This window comes from Micromonospora sp. NBC_00389 (assembly GCF_036059255.1).
GTDB lineage: Bacteria > Actinomycetota > Actinomycetes > Mycobacteriales > Micromonosporaceae > Micromonospora.
This window is the reverse complement of sequence record NZ_CP107947.1, coordinates 1,133,958-1,148,156: the sequence shown is the minus strand read 5'-3', so window position 1 is coordinate 1,148,156 and position 14,199 is coordinate 1,133,958. Positions and strand designations below refer to the sequence as shown.

Here is a 14,199-nt window from a genome sequence, read left to right as displayed (position 1 = left end):
TGATCAGCTGGCGGAGGATACGAGATTCGAACTCGTGAGGGTGTAAACCCAACACGCTTTCCAAGCGTGCGCCCTAGGCCTCTAGGCGAATCCTCCGCGAGCCAGGATACAGGCCCCCATGGGCAGGGTCACCCCACCACCCCCTGAAGATCGACCGGCGGTCGGGTAGGCTTGGCGTCACCTCCCGTGCGGCGGTATCTCGTGAACCTCCCCAGGGCCGGAAGGCAGCAAGGATAAGCGAGCTCTGCCGGGTGCACGGGAGGCCTTTTTGTCTCCGGGGCGCCCTCGATCCACTCCAGGTCGCCGATGTGGGGCTGTCCCGGGTCGCGGGCACCGCCATATCGCCGATATGGAGTCGATCAAGCGCGGCAACGTCGATCAAGCGCGGCAACCCAGGCGCGGCAAACTCAGGCGCCCGGCGGGGTGGGTGGTCACCCGCGCCCGACCGGCGCAGAATGGCTCGGTCGAGAGGAGGCGGGACGAGTGACGCTGGCGCTCTACCGCAAGTACCGGCCGCGTACCTTCGCTGAGGTCATCGGTCAGGAGCACGTGACCGAGCCGCTGTCGCAGGCGCTGCGCAGCGGGCGGCTCAACCACGCCTACCTCTTCTCCGGCCCCCGTGGCTGCGGCAAGACCACCAGCGCCCGGATCATGGCCCGCTCGCTCAACTGTGAGCAGGGCCCCACCCCCGAGCCGTGCGGCAAGTGTCAGTCCTGCCGCTCGCTGGCCACCGACGGTGCCGGCTCGATCGACGTGATCGAGATCGACGCGGCCAGCCACGGCGGTGTCGACGACGCCCGCGAGCTGCGCGAGCGTGCCTTCTTCGCGCCGGCCAGCAGCCGCTTCAAGATCTACATCATCGACGAGGCGCACATGGTCTCGACCCAGGGCTTCAACGCCCTGCTCAAGCTGGTCGAGGAGCCTCCGGAGTTCGTCAAGTTCATCTTCGCCACCACCGAGCCGGAGAAGGTCCTCGGCACGATCCGGTCGCGGACCCACCACTACCCGTTCCGGCTGTTTCCGCCGAAGGTGGTCCGCCCGTACCTGGAGCAGCTCACCCAGGCCGAGGGCGTCGCCGTCGAGCCGACGGTCTTTCCGCTGGTGGTGCGCGCCGGTGGCGGCAGCATGCGGGACAGCCTCTCCGTGCTCGACCAGCTCATCGCCGGGGCCGGCCCGGAGGGGGTCAGCTACGCGCGGGCCGTCGCGCTGCTCGGGGTCACCGACTCCGCGCTGATCGACGAGATGTGCGACGCGCTGGCCGCCGGTGACGGCGCCGCCGCGTACGCCACCGTCGACCGGGTCGCCGAGGCCGGGCACGACATGCGCCGGTTCGCCTCCGATCTGCTGGAGCGGCTGCGCGACCTGATCGTGATCCAGCAGGTGCCGGACGCCGCCGCGAAGGGCCTGATCGACGGCCCCGCCGACCAGATCGAGCGGATGGCCGCCCAGGCCTCGCAGCTCGGCCCGGGCACGCTCTCCCGCTGCGCCGACATCGTGCACGACGGCCTGGTGGAGATGCGCGGCACCACGGCGCCCCGGCTGCTGCTGGAGCTGATCTGCGCCCGGATGCTGCTGCCCGGCGCGGACGACTCCACCGGTGGCCTGCTCCAGCGCCTGGAACGGATGGAACGCCGGCTCACCCTGAGCGGCGCCGACGCGCCGTCGACCGCCGCCGGCTCCGCACCGGCCACCAACCCGGGGGTACGCCCACAGCCGGCCTCTCCGGTCCCGGCTGCCGCCACCCCGGCACCCGCCGCCGCCCCGACCTCAGCGCCCCCGTGGACGGTCGATCCGGCGACGTCCCCGACCCCGAGCACTGCCGCCTCGAACACCTCGGCCTCGACTGCTCCGGCCTCTGGCGCTTCGGCCGCTGACTCGCCGATCCCGGGCTCACCCGGTGCGTCGGCAACCGCCACCGCATCGGCACCCGTCGACCGGGCCGCATCCGTCGCGGCCGGCACCGGCTCACCGGCCTCACGTCGCGCTGTTCCGCCGTCGGCGGTGCTGCCCGACCCAGCGACGCCGGAGCCGCCCCGACCTGGTGCGCCGGCTGCGGCGCTGGACGCGGTCGCGGTCCGCCGGGCGTGGCCCGATGTGATTGGCAAGGTCAACCGGACCAACAAGCGGATCGCCGCCCTGATGCGTGACGCGGTGGTGCGCGAACTCGACGGCGACATGCTGGTGCTGACGGTCAAGTCCACCGTGCTGGCCAAGATGATGGCCGATCACGCGGCGGTGCTCACCGACGCGCTCTACGAGGAGTTGGGCGGGCGCTGGCAGATCCGCTGCGAGGTGGCCGGCGAGCGGGGCGGCGTGTCGCTGTCCGGTCCGCCGCGCTCGCAGCCCGCCGCACCGGCCCGATCCGTCCCCGTGGACGCTCCGCCCGCCCCGACGAACGCGACCGCCGCTGCCGGCCCATCCGGCGGCTCGGGTGCCCGCGAGGACCTGCCCGGCGGCCCGTCCGGTCCACGGGGCGGTCCCGGTGTCTCCTCCGGCGCGGGTGCCGGCGCGAACGCGTCCAGCGGTCGCGGTACGAGTCGGCAGCCCGGCGAACAGCCGTCCGCGCCGGCCGACGCCGAGGACGACTGGCCGGAGGCGGCCCGCCCCGGTGGCAGTGCCCCCGCCGTCGAGGCGACGGATGACGAGGACTGGCCGGAGGCCGCCCGACCGGGCGGCGCCACCGCCGTGGACGACGCCGCGTCCGGCAGTTCCGGATCGGCACCCGCACCGGCCAGCGTGAACGGCGCGGACCGTGGTCGCACCGACGGCAACAGCACTGACCCGGGCCGCGCCGACGAAACGGGCACCGGTGCGAACAGCACTGACCTGGGCCGTACCGGTGGAAGCGGCACCGGCGCGAACGGCGGCGGCCCGGGCACGGCGACCGGCGGCGGCAAGCCGGGCGGACGGGCCAACCCGACGCCGGCGGCTCGCCAGCCGGCCACCGGCGGTGCCCCGGTGAGCAGCGCCATCGCCGCCGCCCGCGCGGCGGCGGCAGGGCGCGGTCCGCGTACCGGAGCAGCGGCCCGGCCCACCGCGGACGCTGAGTGGGCCGGCGAACCGCCCTACGACCCGGACTTCGACGGTCCGTTGCGCGCCAAGCCGGGTGGCGCGGCACCGGCGGCCACCCCGACCTACGAGGGGTTCGACCCGGGCGACGAGCCGCTGGACGAGGTCATCGACGAGAAGACCGCCCGGGAGTCCAGCGAGGAGCAAGCGGTACGGCTGCTCCGCGAGACGTTCGGGGCCGAGAAGATCGACGAGGTCGACGCGCGCTAGCGCTTCCCGGCGATCACCACCGGGGCGCGGCAGCGGTTGCGGACGGCACGGTCGACCGGCTCTGCGGCACCCGACCACCGGATGTCTCGGCGAGCAGGACGCCGAGGCAGCAGGCCCAGAGCGGGAAGGGCAGCACGGCGACCCGTTCCATGCCGCCCACCCCGATCCCGATGCCCTGCTGGGCGAAGAACAGAATCGTTCCGGCCAGGGCGATCAACCCGGCGGTGAGGGTGAGGCGTCGCCACTGGCCGAGCACGGTGCCGCGCGGCGCGCGCCCGGCGAGGAGCAGGCCGAGGTTGCCTCCCATGATCAGAAAGGCGCCCAGGACGTGTCGGTTCTCGTCGACATCCGCCGGGTAGACGGCCGCCAGGGCGTACCCGCCGGTGGCCAGCAGCAGGAGCGTCTGCGCCGACCGGACCACGCCGCCGCGACCGAGGATCCGCCAGGTCAGCAGTAGCCCGGCGGCGAGCAGCACGGCGGTGGCCAGCAGTGCGGCGTTCATCAGCGGGTGCCAGGGGGAGCAGACGTACCGGGGCCTGCTGGTGTCCCAGATCCCGCAGTGAACGTTGCCGAGGTCGCTGATGTTGTGGGTTGCCCAGCTGTAGGTCGGCTGACGCCAGCGCACGCCGGTGACCAGGCTGGCGGTGAGAAAGATCGGTACGGCCGCCACCCAGCACAGGGCGCCGATCCGGCCGGTGCGGTTGGAGTTCATGTCAATGAGCAGACCAGTTCGGTGGGCCCCGCCGCACTACCCGTAACCGGCCGGTTCCGGGTAGTGCTAGCCGTACCCGGGCGTGGGGATGTCGGCGTCAGGGCGTGAGGAAGTCCGCCGCGCGCCGCCCCCAGCCGTGCAGGTCGTCGAGGGTCCGGGCGATGTCGAGCTTCGCGTCCGGGATGAGGGACGCCAGCTCGACAGCCGTCGAGACGGGGTGCGTGGGGTCGTCCGCCCAGGGCAGGAGCAGCACGGGGATGCCCAACCGGGCGACGAGTTCGCGGGGTGGGAGGTCCGAGGCACCGACCCCTCGCAGGAGCGAGGGCAGCAGCCGTTCGTCGACCTCGACCGGCAGGGGCAGGCCGGATGCGCCCTGGTGCGGTGCGGGAACGGGCGCGTCGCGCAGCAGGGTCTCCACCGCGCCCGCGCCGCGCTGCTCGACTAGTTCGGCCAACGTCGTGTATGCCCTGCCCTGCGGCGCTCGGGTCTCCCATGCGGTGGGCGCGGCGGTCAGCACGAGCCGGTCGAAGCGGTCGGGAGCGAGGACCGCGGCGTGCAGCAGAGTCGCGGTGCCCATGGACATGCCGATCCCGGCGACCGGCGCCTGCGGTGATAGCTCGTCGATGAGGGCCAGCAGGTCGCGCCCGAGGTTCTGAAATGTGAAGTCAGCCGGGTCCGGCCGGCCGGCGGAACGTCCGTGCCCGCGGGCGTCGTAGCGGATCAGCCGGTGCCCCGCCCTGGCCACCGGCTCCCAGTCGAAGGGGCCGACGGTCTCCGGGGCCAGACCGCTGCTGCACAGGGGGTGCGCCCATATGGCGACCGGTCCGCTGCCGGATTCGGTCCAGCCGAGGACGGTGTCGCGGATCGCCGTCTCGTTCCAGCCGGAGGCGTTCGGTTCACGTTCGGTGCTCATGGTGGAAGCATCTCGCCGTGCATTGGCGTGTGGCAGGCCGATGGTCTCCCGGGGAGAGGTTCTCCCCGGCACCGCCGGTGGCAGAGTGAAGAGGTGGACGGGCAGCAACTGGCGGACTTCCTCCGTGCGCGGCGTGCGGCGGTGCGGCCGGCGGGTGCCACGACCGGCGGTCTGCGCCGGGTCGCGGGGCTGCGGCGCGAGGAGGTGGCCGAACTGGCCCGGATCTCCGTCGACTACTACACGCGGCTGGAGCAGAACCGCACCAGCAGGCCGTCGCCGCAGGTCGTTGCCGCGCTGGCTGAGGCACTCGAGATGAATGAGGCGCAACGCGCCCACCTGTTCCGGCTGGCGGAGCACCCGGTGCAGCCGCCGCAGCCGCGAACGCAGCGAGCCGACCCCGCGCTGCTGCGCATCCTGGAGCAGCTTGACCGGGTGCCCGCACACGTGATGACCGACCTCGGGGAGACGCTTGCGCAGAATCGGGTGTCGATCGTTCTCTTCGGCGACGCATCCGTGCACAGCGGCGTGGGACGCAGTACGTACTACCGGTGGTTCACCGATCCTGCGGCGCGGCAGTTCTTCGCCGAGGACATCCACGAGAGGGAGAGCCGGGCGCGGGTCGCCGAGCTGCGGGCGACGCTGGCGCGTCGCTCCGACGCGCCGGCACGTGATCTGGTGGCGCGGCTGCGGGTGGAAAGCCGGGAGTTCGCGGCGCTGTGGGACGCTCAGGAGGTGGCTACGCGGATCAGTGACCGCAAGCGAGTGGTCGGCCCGACGGGTCTGCTGGACCTGCACTCCCAGTTCCTCACCGCCGGAGCGCCGGACCAGCTCCTCGTGGTGTTCACCCCGGTCGCCGGTACGGACTCCGCCGAGCGGCTCGGGCGTATCGGTTGAACTGGCCGCGCGGCAGCGTTCTGTCGGCTCGGCGTGGGGGCGAGCACCGGGCGGGGCGGGGCCTGTCACAGCGGTTAGGCTGGCGGCGGCCGAGCAGACGAGTGCGAGAAGGAGCCATCCGTGCGCCCAGGTGGACAGCCGAACATGCAGCAGATGCTGAAGCAGGCGCAGAAGATGCAGCAGCAGATCGCCACCGCCCAGGCCGAGCTGGCCGAGGCCGAGCTGACCGGCACCGCCGGCGGTGGGCTGGTCACCGCGACCGTCTCCGGCGCCGGTGAGCTGAAGGCGATCAAGATCGACCCGAAGGCCGTTGACGCGGACGACGTGGAGACTCTGGAGGACCTGGTCGTCGCGGCCGTGCACAACGCCGCCGAGGCGGCACGGGAGCTGACCGAGCGCAAGATGGGCCCCGTCACCGGCGGCATGGGCGGCCTCGGCCTGCCCGGTTTCTGAGCCGGCAGATGTACGAAGGTGCCATCCAGGATCTGATCGACGAGCTGGGGCGGCTGCCGGGCGTGGGCCCGAAGAGCGCCCAGCGGATCGCGTTCCACGTGCTGTCGGCGGATCCGACCGACGTCAACCGGCTGGCCGGCGCGCTGCGCAAGGTCAAGGAGCTGGTGCGGTTCTGCACGACCTGTTACAACGTGGCCGAGTCCGAGCAGTGCCGGATCTGCCGCGACCCCCGCCGCACGAACGAGGTGCTGTGCGTGGTGGAGGAGCCCAAGGACGTGGTGGCCATTGAGCGGACCGGTGAGTTCCGCGGCCGGTACCACGTGCTCGGCGGCGCGATCAATCCGCTGGAGGGGATCGGCCCGGACAATCTGCGCATCCGGGAGTTGATGATCCGGCTTGGCGAAGGAACGGTGCGGGAGTTGATCCTGGCCACCGACCCGAACACCGAGGGCGAGGCGACCGCCACCTACCTGGCGTTGATGGTGAAGCCGATGGGGATCGTGGTGACCCGGCTGGCCAGCGGGCTGCCGGTGGGCGGCGACCTGGAGTACGCCGACGAGATCACCCTCGGTCGGGCCTTCGAGGGGCGCCGGGCCGTCTGAACCGGCCTCGTACGGCCGATGGTCGGCACCCGGTCCGGGTGCCGACCATCGTCGCCGTGTGCCCGGAAATGATCTGACACCTGCTCCCTCCTGCGGCCCGTTCGACGTAACAGTTTGGCATCGCGGGTGGCGATTGCACGGTTTCGGACGACTTTCACCTTCGATTCGAATGTCAAGCGACGATTGAGGCACGATCCGATACCAACCGTCCACCCAACGGTTTCCGGCTGGACGCAACGGGAGCTATGGTCACCGCCATCGGTGACCCCTGTCACCACGTTGTCCGTACCCCCAAGGACGAGGTGAGGCACGATGCGTGCACCCAGGCCGAAGGTCGCGATAGCGGCCGTCGCGGTCGCGGCCCTCGCGGTAGCAGGCTGCGCCGAGAGCAACCGTGACGACAGCTCCAGCGGTAGCAAGAAGGACACCCTCGTCTTCGGCGTTGCCGGAGACCCGAAGGTGCTCGACCCGAGCTTCGCCAGCGACGGTGAGTCGCTGCGTGTGGCGCGTCAGGTCTTCGAGACCCTGGTCCGACCGGAGGAGGGTGGCACCAAGGTCACCCCCGGCCTGGCCGAGTCCTGGACCCCGGACGCCGCCGGCACCACCTGGACCTTCAAACTCCGCTCGGGCGTGAAGTTCCACGATGGCACCGACTTCAACGCCGAGGCCGTCTGCGTCAACTTCAACCGCTGGTACAACGCCAAGGGCCTCATGCAGAGCCCGGACGTGACCGCGTACTGGCAGGACGTCATGGGTGGCTTCGCCGCGAACGAGAACGCGGACCTGCCGCCGAGCCTCTTCAAGTCTTGCGCCGCCAAGGACGCGACCACTGTCGACCTGGCGTTCACCCGGGTCTCCAGCAAGATCCCGGCCGCGCTGATGCTCCCCTCGTTCTCCATCCACAGCCCGAAGGCGCTGCAGGAGTTCGACGCCAGCAACGTGGGCGGCACCGCCGAGGACATCAAGTACCCGGCATACGCGACGGAGCACCCGACCGGCACCGGCCCGTTCAAGTTCAAGACCTGGGACGTCGCGAACAAGACGCTGACCCTGGAGCGCAACGAGGACTACTCGGGCACCAAGGCCAAGCTGAAGACCCTGATCTTCAAGACGATCTCGGACGAGAACGCCCGCAAGCAGGCGCTGCGCTCCGGTGACATCCAGGGCTACGACCTGGTCGGCCCGGCCGACGTCGAGCCGCTGAAGGGCGAGGGCTTCAACGTCCTCACCCGCCCGGCGTTCAACGTGCTCTACCTGGCGATCAACCAGAAGGGCAACCCGAAGCTCGCCGACCCGAAGGTCCGGCAGGCGATCGCGTACGCGCTGAACCGTCAGCAGCTGGTCGACTCGAAGCTGCCTCCGGGCGCCAAGGTCGCCGACAACTTCATGCCGGACACCGTTGAGGGCTGGAACGGCGACGTCACCAAGTACACGTACGACCCGGCCAAGGCGAAGGCGCTGCTGGCCGAGGCCGGTGCGTCGAACCTGACGCTGAAGTTCCACTACCCGACCGAGGTCACCCGGCCGTACATGCCGAACCCGAAGGACATCTTCGAGTTGCTCTCGGCGGACCTGAAGGCGGTCGGCATCACGGTCCAGGCGATCCCGCTCAAGTGGAGCCCGGACTACCTCAACGCCACCACCTCCGGTAGCAAGCACGACATCCACTTCCTCGGCTGGACCGGTGACTACGGCGACGCCTACAACTTCATCGGTACCTTCTTCGACCGGCCGAAGGACGAGTGGGGCTTCAACAACAAGGCCCTGTTCGACCAGTTCAAGGACGCGGACACCACCGCGGACGCGGCGGCCCGGACCGAGAAGTACAAGGCCCTCAACAAGGCCGTGATGGACTTCCTGCCCGGTGTGCCGATCTCGCACTCCCCGCCGGCGATCGTGTTCGGCAAGGACGTGACCGGCGTCAAGGCGAGCCCGCTCACCGACGAGCGGTACGCCTCCGCCGAGTTCAAGTAAGTCCTGATCTGACGCAAGGAACGCGGGCGGGCGCTGTCGCACAGCGCCCGCCCGCAACCCTCCGCACCCTTTCGAGGCCGCCGTGTTCCGGTTCATCGTCAGACGCCTGCTTCAGCTGATACCCACGCTGTTCGGGCTCTCCCTTCTGCTCTTCATCTGGCTCCGCCGGCTCCCCGGCGGCCCCGAGACCGCCATTCTCGGCGAGCGCGGCACGCCCGAGATGCGTGCCGCCATCCGCCACAACATGGGCCTCGACGAGCCCATCCTGGTGCAGTACGGACGGTTCGTTCGGCGGATGGTCAAGCTCGACCTGGGCACCTCGACCTCCACCAAGCGGGCGGTCACCACGGAGTTCATCGAGCGCTTCCCCGGCACTGTCGAGCTGACCATCACCGCGATGGTGATCGCGATCGGTATCGGCATCCCGCTGGGCTATCTGGCCGCCCGCCGTCGGGGCCGGTTCCTGGACCACGCCTCCGTGGGCGGCTCGCTGATCGGCATCTGCATCCCGGTCTTCTTCCTCGGCTACGTGCTCAAGGCGATCTTCTCGGAGAACCTGCACTGGTTCCCGTCCAGCGGCCGGCAGGACCCGACGCTCGGGGCGACCCGAGTCACCAACTTCTTCGTCCTCGACGGGCTGATGACCCGCGAGTGGGACGCCGCCGCCGACGCCCTCTGGCATCTGGTGCTGCCCGCCATCGCGCTGGCCAGCATCCCGCTGGCGATCATCGTCCGGATAACCCGGGCGAGCGTGCTGGAGGTGCTGAACGAGGACTTTGTCCGGACCGCCGAGGCCAAGGGCCTGACCGAGCAGACGGTCCGTAGCCGGCACGTGCTGCGCAACGCGATGCTGCCGGTGGCCACCTCGATCGGCCTGCTCGCCGGCGGTCTGCTCTCCGGCGCCGTGCTGACCGAGACCGTCTTCGCCTTCAGTGGCATCGGAGCCTTCGTCGCCGAGGCCATCGGCCAGCGCGACTATCCGGTGCTGATGGGCTTCATTCTGATCATCGCGGTGGTGTACGTGCTGGTGAACCTTCTGGTCGACCTCTCCTACAGCTTCATCGACCCGAGGGTGAGGGTGCGATGACGCTCAGCCCGGGAAAGAAGCGCGAAAAGATCGACCGGCTCTCGGAGCTGGCTGCCCGCGACGACGAGCGTGGGGTCAGCCTCTGGCAGGAGGCGTTCCGCCGGCTGCGCGGCAACCCGGCGGCGATCGTCGGCGCGATCATCCTGGCGATCTTCGTGCTGGTCGCGGTGATCGGTCCGTTCCTCGTGCCGTACGCGCCGACCGACACGATCGGCATCCGCGAGGGGCTGATCAAGCCGGGCCTCATCCCCGGCCCCACCGGCGAGCACTGGTTTGGTTACGACCACCAGGGCCGGGACGAGTTCAGCCGGATGATCGTGGGTGCACGGCAGACCCTGCTGGTCGGCGTGGTCTCCACCCTGATCGGTCTGGCGATCGGTGCGCTGATCGGCGGCATCTCCGGTGCCGCTGCCGGCCTCGGTGGCCGGTGGGGGCGGTGGATCGACACCACGCTGATGCGGTTCGTCGACATGCTGCTGGCGATGCCGAGCCTGCTGCTGGCGGTCAGCATCGCGGCCCTGCTCGGGGCCAGCCTGACCACGGTGATGATCGCGGTCGGTGTGGTCTCGGTGCCGGTCTTCGCCCGGCTGCTGCGTGGCTCGATGATCTCCCAGGCCAACAGCGACTATGTGCTGGCGGCCACCTCGCTCGGGGTGAAGAAGTCCAAGATCGCGCTGACCCACGTGGTGCCGAACTCGCTCGCGCCGGTGATCGTGCAGGCCACCCTGACCCTGGCCACCGCGATCATCGAGGCCGCGGCGCTCTCCTTCCTGGGCCTGGGCAACCCCGACACCGCCGTACCGGAGTGGGGGGTCATGCTCGCCGACGCGCAGCAGTACCTCGGCATCCGGCCGTCGCTGGCGATCTACCCGGCGGTCGCGATCATCATCACCGCGCTCGGCTTCACCCTGCTCGGTGAGGCGATGCGCGAGGCCCTCGACCCGAAGCTGCGGAAGTAGGCCCGACAATGGCACTGCTCGAAGTGGACGACCTCTCCGTCACGTTCGCCCGGCGCGGCCAGCGCGCCGTGCACGCGGTCGACGGAGTGTCCTTCTCCGTCGACGCCGGTGAGGTGGTCGGCCTGGTCGGCGAGTCCGGCTGCGGCAAGAGCGTCACCTCGCTGGCGATCATGGGTCTGCTGCCGAAGCAGCCCGGGTTGCGGGTCGGTGGCAAGGCCGTCTTCGACGGCACCGACCTGCTCCAGCTCGATGACCGGTCGCGGCGGGACATCCGGGGCCGGGACATCGCGATGATCTTCCAGGACCCACTCTCCTCATTGAACCCGGTGATCCCGATCGGGTTGCAGGTGACCGAGGTGCTCACCCGGCACCGAGGGATGAAGGGCGACGCCGCCACCAAGGAGGCTGCCGCGCTGCTGGACCGGGTCGGCATCCCGGACCCGAAGCGCCGGCTGAAGGAGTACCCGCACCAGCTCTCCGGCGGGATGCGGCAGCGGGCGCTGATCGCGATGGCGGTGGCCTGCCAGCCTCGACTGCTGATCGCCGACGAGCCGACCACCGCACTGGACGTCACCATCCAGGCCCAGATCCTGGAGCTGCTCAAGGAGCTGGTTCGGGACTCCGGCACCGCGTTGCTGATGATCACGCACGATCTCGGTGTGGTGGCCGGCATGGTCGACACGGTCAACGTGCTCTACGGCGGCCGGGTGGTGGAGACGGCACGCCGTCGTCCGCTGTTCCGCGAGCCGCGTCACCCGTACACCGTGGGTCTGCTCGGCTCGGTGCCACGACTGGACGCCGGGCGGGGCGAAAAGCTCAACCCGATCCCCGGTTCGGTCCGTGACCTGCTGCCCTGGCCGGACGGCTGCGCCTTCGCCCCGCGTTGCGCCCGCCGGACCGACGAGTGCGTGGGTCAGCCGCCGGAGCTGATGCACACCTACGACGGGCGGAGCTACCGGTGCGTCAACCCGGAGCCGGTGCCCGGCACGGTGCCCGCCCCACGCGAGGAGGAATCAGCGTGAGCGACAACGACATCCTCGTCGAGGTACGCGACCTGAAGGTGCACTTCCCGATCAAGCGGGGAGTGCTCTTCGACCGGGTCGTCGGGCAGGTGAAGGCGGTCGACGGGGTCGACCTGAGCATCCCGCGCGGCAAGACGTACGGCCTGGTCGGCGAGTCCGGCTGCGGAAAGTCCACGCTCGGGCGGGCACTGCTCCAGCTCAACCCGCCGACCTCGGGCGAGGTCAGCTTCGACGGCGTCGAGCTGACGACGCTGCCGCCCGGAAAGCTGCGCACGATGCGGCGCCGGATGCAGATGATCTTCCAGGACCCGATGTCCAGCCTCGATCCGCGGCAGAACGTCGAGTCCATCCTGACCGAGGGGTTGCAGACCCACGGGATCGGCACCGACCGCACCGACCGTCGGCGGATCATCGGCGAGACGCTGGACGCGGTGGGGTTGCCCCGCTGGGCACTGTCCCGCTACCCGCACGAGTTCTCCGGCGGCCAGCGCCAGCGCATCGGCATCGCCCGCGCGCTGGTGCTCGGGCCGGAGCTGATCGTCGCCGACGAGCCGGTCTCGGCGCTCGACGTCTCGATCCAGGCCCAGGTGGTGAACCTGCTGGACGAGTTGCAGGACAGCCTGGGGCTGACCTATCTGGTGATCGCGCACGACCTCGCGGTCGTCCGGCACATCTCCGACACGGTCGGCGTGATGTACCTGGGCGCGCTGGTCGAGGAGGCGCCGAGCGACCGGCTCTACACCGAGCCGCTGCACCCGTACACCCGGGCGCTGATGTCCGCGGTGCCGGTGCCGGACCCGGACGTGGAGGACCGGCGGGAGCGGATCCTGCTCGCAGGCGACCTGCCCTCGCCAGCCAACCCGCCGTCCGGCTGCCGCTTCCACACCCGCTGCCCGTGGGCGCAGCCCACGCGCTGCGTGGACGAGCGGCCGGTGCTGCGCGAGATCGGCGCCAGCCGGGTTGCCTGCCACTGGGCCGAGCAGATCGCCAGCGGGGAGTTGCGCCCGCACAAGGTCAGCGTGCAGATCGTCCGCCCCGAGGGCGAGGGCGACTCGCCGGGCGTGGTCTCCGCCCCCAGCGAGCCCGGCTCGTACGTCTGAGGCGGGGCTCAACGTCCTGGTGAGCGTGATACCTCTGAGGCATCAATATTCCTGAGAGGTATCACGCTCGACCGGGCGACCGCAGGTCCGCGCCAGAGCGGGTCAGCCCTCAGGGCGGTGCAGCAGGGCCACCGCGACGCCGTGCACCGCGTCCAGCCCCGCCGGGTCGTTCAGCCCGACTGCCCCGCCGGTCACCGCGTACCACTCGTCTGCGTCCTTGTACTGCACGCGCAGGGTGACCCGGCCGTCCGCGTACTCGGTGCGCAGGGTCAACTCGCCGGTGACCACCCCGACCTCGTCGGTCATCACCCCGCCTGGGCCGGGCACGATGTCGGCGGTGCGGCTCTGCGGGCCGCCGGCCCCGTCCGAGTCGGCGACCATGCCGGCCCCCGGAACGGCGGCCGAGGTCTCGGCCGTACCGTCCGCGGTCATGCCGGCAGTGGCCGGGCCGGTGTCATCGGTCGCCCCGGCGCCTGTCGCCGCTTGTTCGCTCACCTGCAGCCCTCCAACATGTCGGTCAGGGCGGCCTTCTCGGCGGTGGTCACCGTCAGCCGCCAGTGGTGCTTCACCGTCACCCAGCTCTCGGCGTACTGGCACCAGTACGACCGGTTCGCCGGCTTCCACTGCGACGGGTCCTGGTCACCCTTTGCCCGATTGGAGGACGCGGAAACCGCGATGAGCTGCGGCCGGGTGGTGTCGTTGGCGAAGTCGCCGCGCTTCGCGTCGTCCCACTCGTCGGCACCCGAGCGCCACGCGTTGGCCAGCGGCACCATGTGATCGATGTCCACGTCGGAGGGATCGGTGGCGCTGCGACCGTCGTACACGCTCTCCCAGCGACCGCCGACCACGTTGCAGCCGGAGAGTTTCACGTCCTTGCCGTCGCGCTGCAGGATGCTGTCCCGCACGTCGCAGTTCTTGCCGGTGTCCCGCCAGTGCGGGAAGTGGTCGCGGCTGTAGCCCTTCATCGAGCCTGCGGTGGCGACGGTGAGCTGGCCCAACTGCTGCACGGTGTTGCCGCCGCCACTCGGTGGCGGCGTTTCCGGCTCATCCTGAGGGACGCAACCGGCCACGCCGAGCGCCAGCGCCGCGACGAGCGCGGCCACCACCGCGCGCGGTCCTGATCTGGTACGCACAGACGACACCTCTCCAGCTTGCGTGCTCCCGGCGATTGCGCACAGTACCCGGGGATGGTTTCGGCGTTTCG

Annotated in this window: 13 protein-coding genes, 1 tRNA gene and 1 other RNA gene; 10 read left to right on the top strand and 5 right to left on the bottom strand. The window is 70.7% G+C overall.

Translation table 11 applies throughout. The features are described 5' to 3' along the window. Positions 1-8: 8 nt before the first annotated feature. Positions 9-96, bottom strand: a tRNA-Ser gene (locus tag OG470_RS05420). An 82-nt stretch (positions 97-178) separates the two neighbouring features. On the opposite strand from OG470_RS05420, the gene ffs reads away from it, so the two are divergent. Next, positions 179-268: signal recognition particle sRNA small type (ffs, locus tag OG470_RS05415), an RNA gene on the top strand. Between the two features lie 215 nt (positions 269-483). Further along, on the top strand, positions 484-3,279 hold the full coding sequence (locus OG470_RS05410; RefSeq protein ID WP_328421387.1) for a DNA polymerase III subunit gamma and tau: 2,796 nt from the start codon (positions 484-486) through the stop codon (positions 3,277-3,279). Between the two features lie 13 nt (positions 3,280-3,292). Here the strand turns inward: OG470_RS05410 and OG470_RS05405 are convergent, their stop codons facing one another. After that, a complete protein-coding gene (locus tag OG470_RS05405; RefSeq protein WP_328421385.1) occupies positions 3,293-3,991 on the bottom strand; it encodes a DUF998 domain-containing protein in 699 nt (232 codons plus the stop codon). Between the two features lie 97 nt (positions 3,992-4,088). Further along, entirely contained in the window at positions 4,089-4,904 is an 816-nt protein-coding gene (locus OG470_RS05400; protein WP_328421383.1) for an alpha/beta fold hydrolase, read from the bottom strand. A gap of 93 nt (positions 4,905-4,997) precedes the next feature. Between OG470_RS05400 and OG470_RS05395 the strand changes: the two genes are divergently transcribed. The 8 genes from OG470_RS05395 (at position 4,998) to OG470_RS05360 (ending at position 12,995) form a co-directional block, all read left to right on the top strand. Next, positions 4,998-5,798 carry a helix-turn-helix transcriptional regulator gene (locus OG470_RS05395; RefSeq protein ID WP_328421381.1) on the top strand — a complete coding sequence of 267 codons (801 nt, stop codon included), beginning with the start codon at positions 4,998-5,000 and terminating at the stop codon, positions 5,796-5,798. Between the two features lie 144 nt (positions 5,799-5,942). Beyond that, positions 5,943-6,251 carry a YbaB/EbfC family nucleoid-associated protein gene (locus OG470_RS05390; protein WP_328426142.1) on the top strand — a complete coding sequence of 103 codons (309 nt, stop codon included), beginning with the start codon at positions 5,943-5,945 and terminating at the stop codon, positions 6,249-6,251. Between the two features lie 8 nt (positions 6,252-6,259). Continuing rightward, complete coding sequence (gene recR / locus OG470_RS05385) at positions 6,260-6,853, top strand: recombination mediator RecR (protein WP_328421379.1); 594 nt, start codon at positions 6,260-6,262, stop codon at positions 6,851-6,853. Between the two features lie 312 nt (positions 6,854-7,165). Then, positions 7,166-8,827, top strand: a complete 1,662-nt coding sequence (locus OG470_RS05380) for an ABC transporter substrate-binding protein (protein WP_328421377.1) — start codon at positions 7,166-7,168, stop codon at positions 8,825-8,827. A gap of 82 nt (positions 8,828-8,909) precedes the next feature. Further along, positions 8,910-9,914: an ABC transporter permease gene (locus OG470_RS05375; RefSeq protein ID WP_328421375.1), complete on the top strand. Its 1,005-nt coding sequence runs from the start codon at positions 8,910-8,912 to the stop codon at positions 9,912-9,914. After that, positions 9,911-10,873: an ABC transporter permease gene (locus tag OG470_RS05370; protein WP_328421373.1), complete on the top strand. Its 963-nt coding sequence runs from the start codon at positions 9,911-9,913 to the stop codon at positions 10,871-10,873. The genes OG470_RS05375 and OG470_RS05370 overlap by 4 nt, the downstream gene beginning before the upstream one ends. Positions 10,874-10,881: 8 nt before the next feature. Next, the gene (locus OG470_RS05365; RefSeq protein WP_328421371.1) at positions 10,882-11,895 is read left to right on the top strand and encodes an ABC transporter ATP-binding protein; all 1,014 of its coding nucleotides are present in this window, start codon (positions 10,882-10,884) and stop codon (positions 11,893-11,895) included. Continuing rightward, a complete protein-coding gene (locus tag OG470_RS05360) occupies positions 11,892-12,995 on the top strand; it encodes an ABC transporter ATP-binding protein (RefSeq protein WP_328421369.1) in 1,104 nt (367 codons plus the stop codon). The genes OG470_RS05365 and OG470_RS05360 overlap by 4 nt, the downstream gene beginning before the upstream one ends. 102 nt (positions 12,996-13,097) lie before the next feature. Here the strand turns inward: OG470_RS05360 and OG470_RS05355 are convergent, their stop codons facing one another. Both OG470_RS05355 and OG470_RS05350 read right to left on the bottom strand, forming a co-directional pair. Continuing rightward, entirely contained in the window at positions 13,098-13,490 is a 393-nt protein-coding gene (locus OG470_RS05355) for a hypothetical protein (RefSeq protein WP_328421367.1), read from the bottom strand. Further along, positions 13,487-14,128, bottom strand: coding sequence for an HNH endonuclease family protein (locus OG470_RS05350; protein ID WP_328421365.1), 642 nt, complete (start codon positions 14,126-14,128; stop codon positions 13,487-13,489). The genes OG470_RS05355 and OG470_RS05350 overlap by 4 nt, the downstream gene beginning before the upstream one ends. Positions 14,129-14,199: the final 71 nt, after the last annotated feature.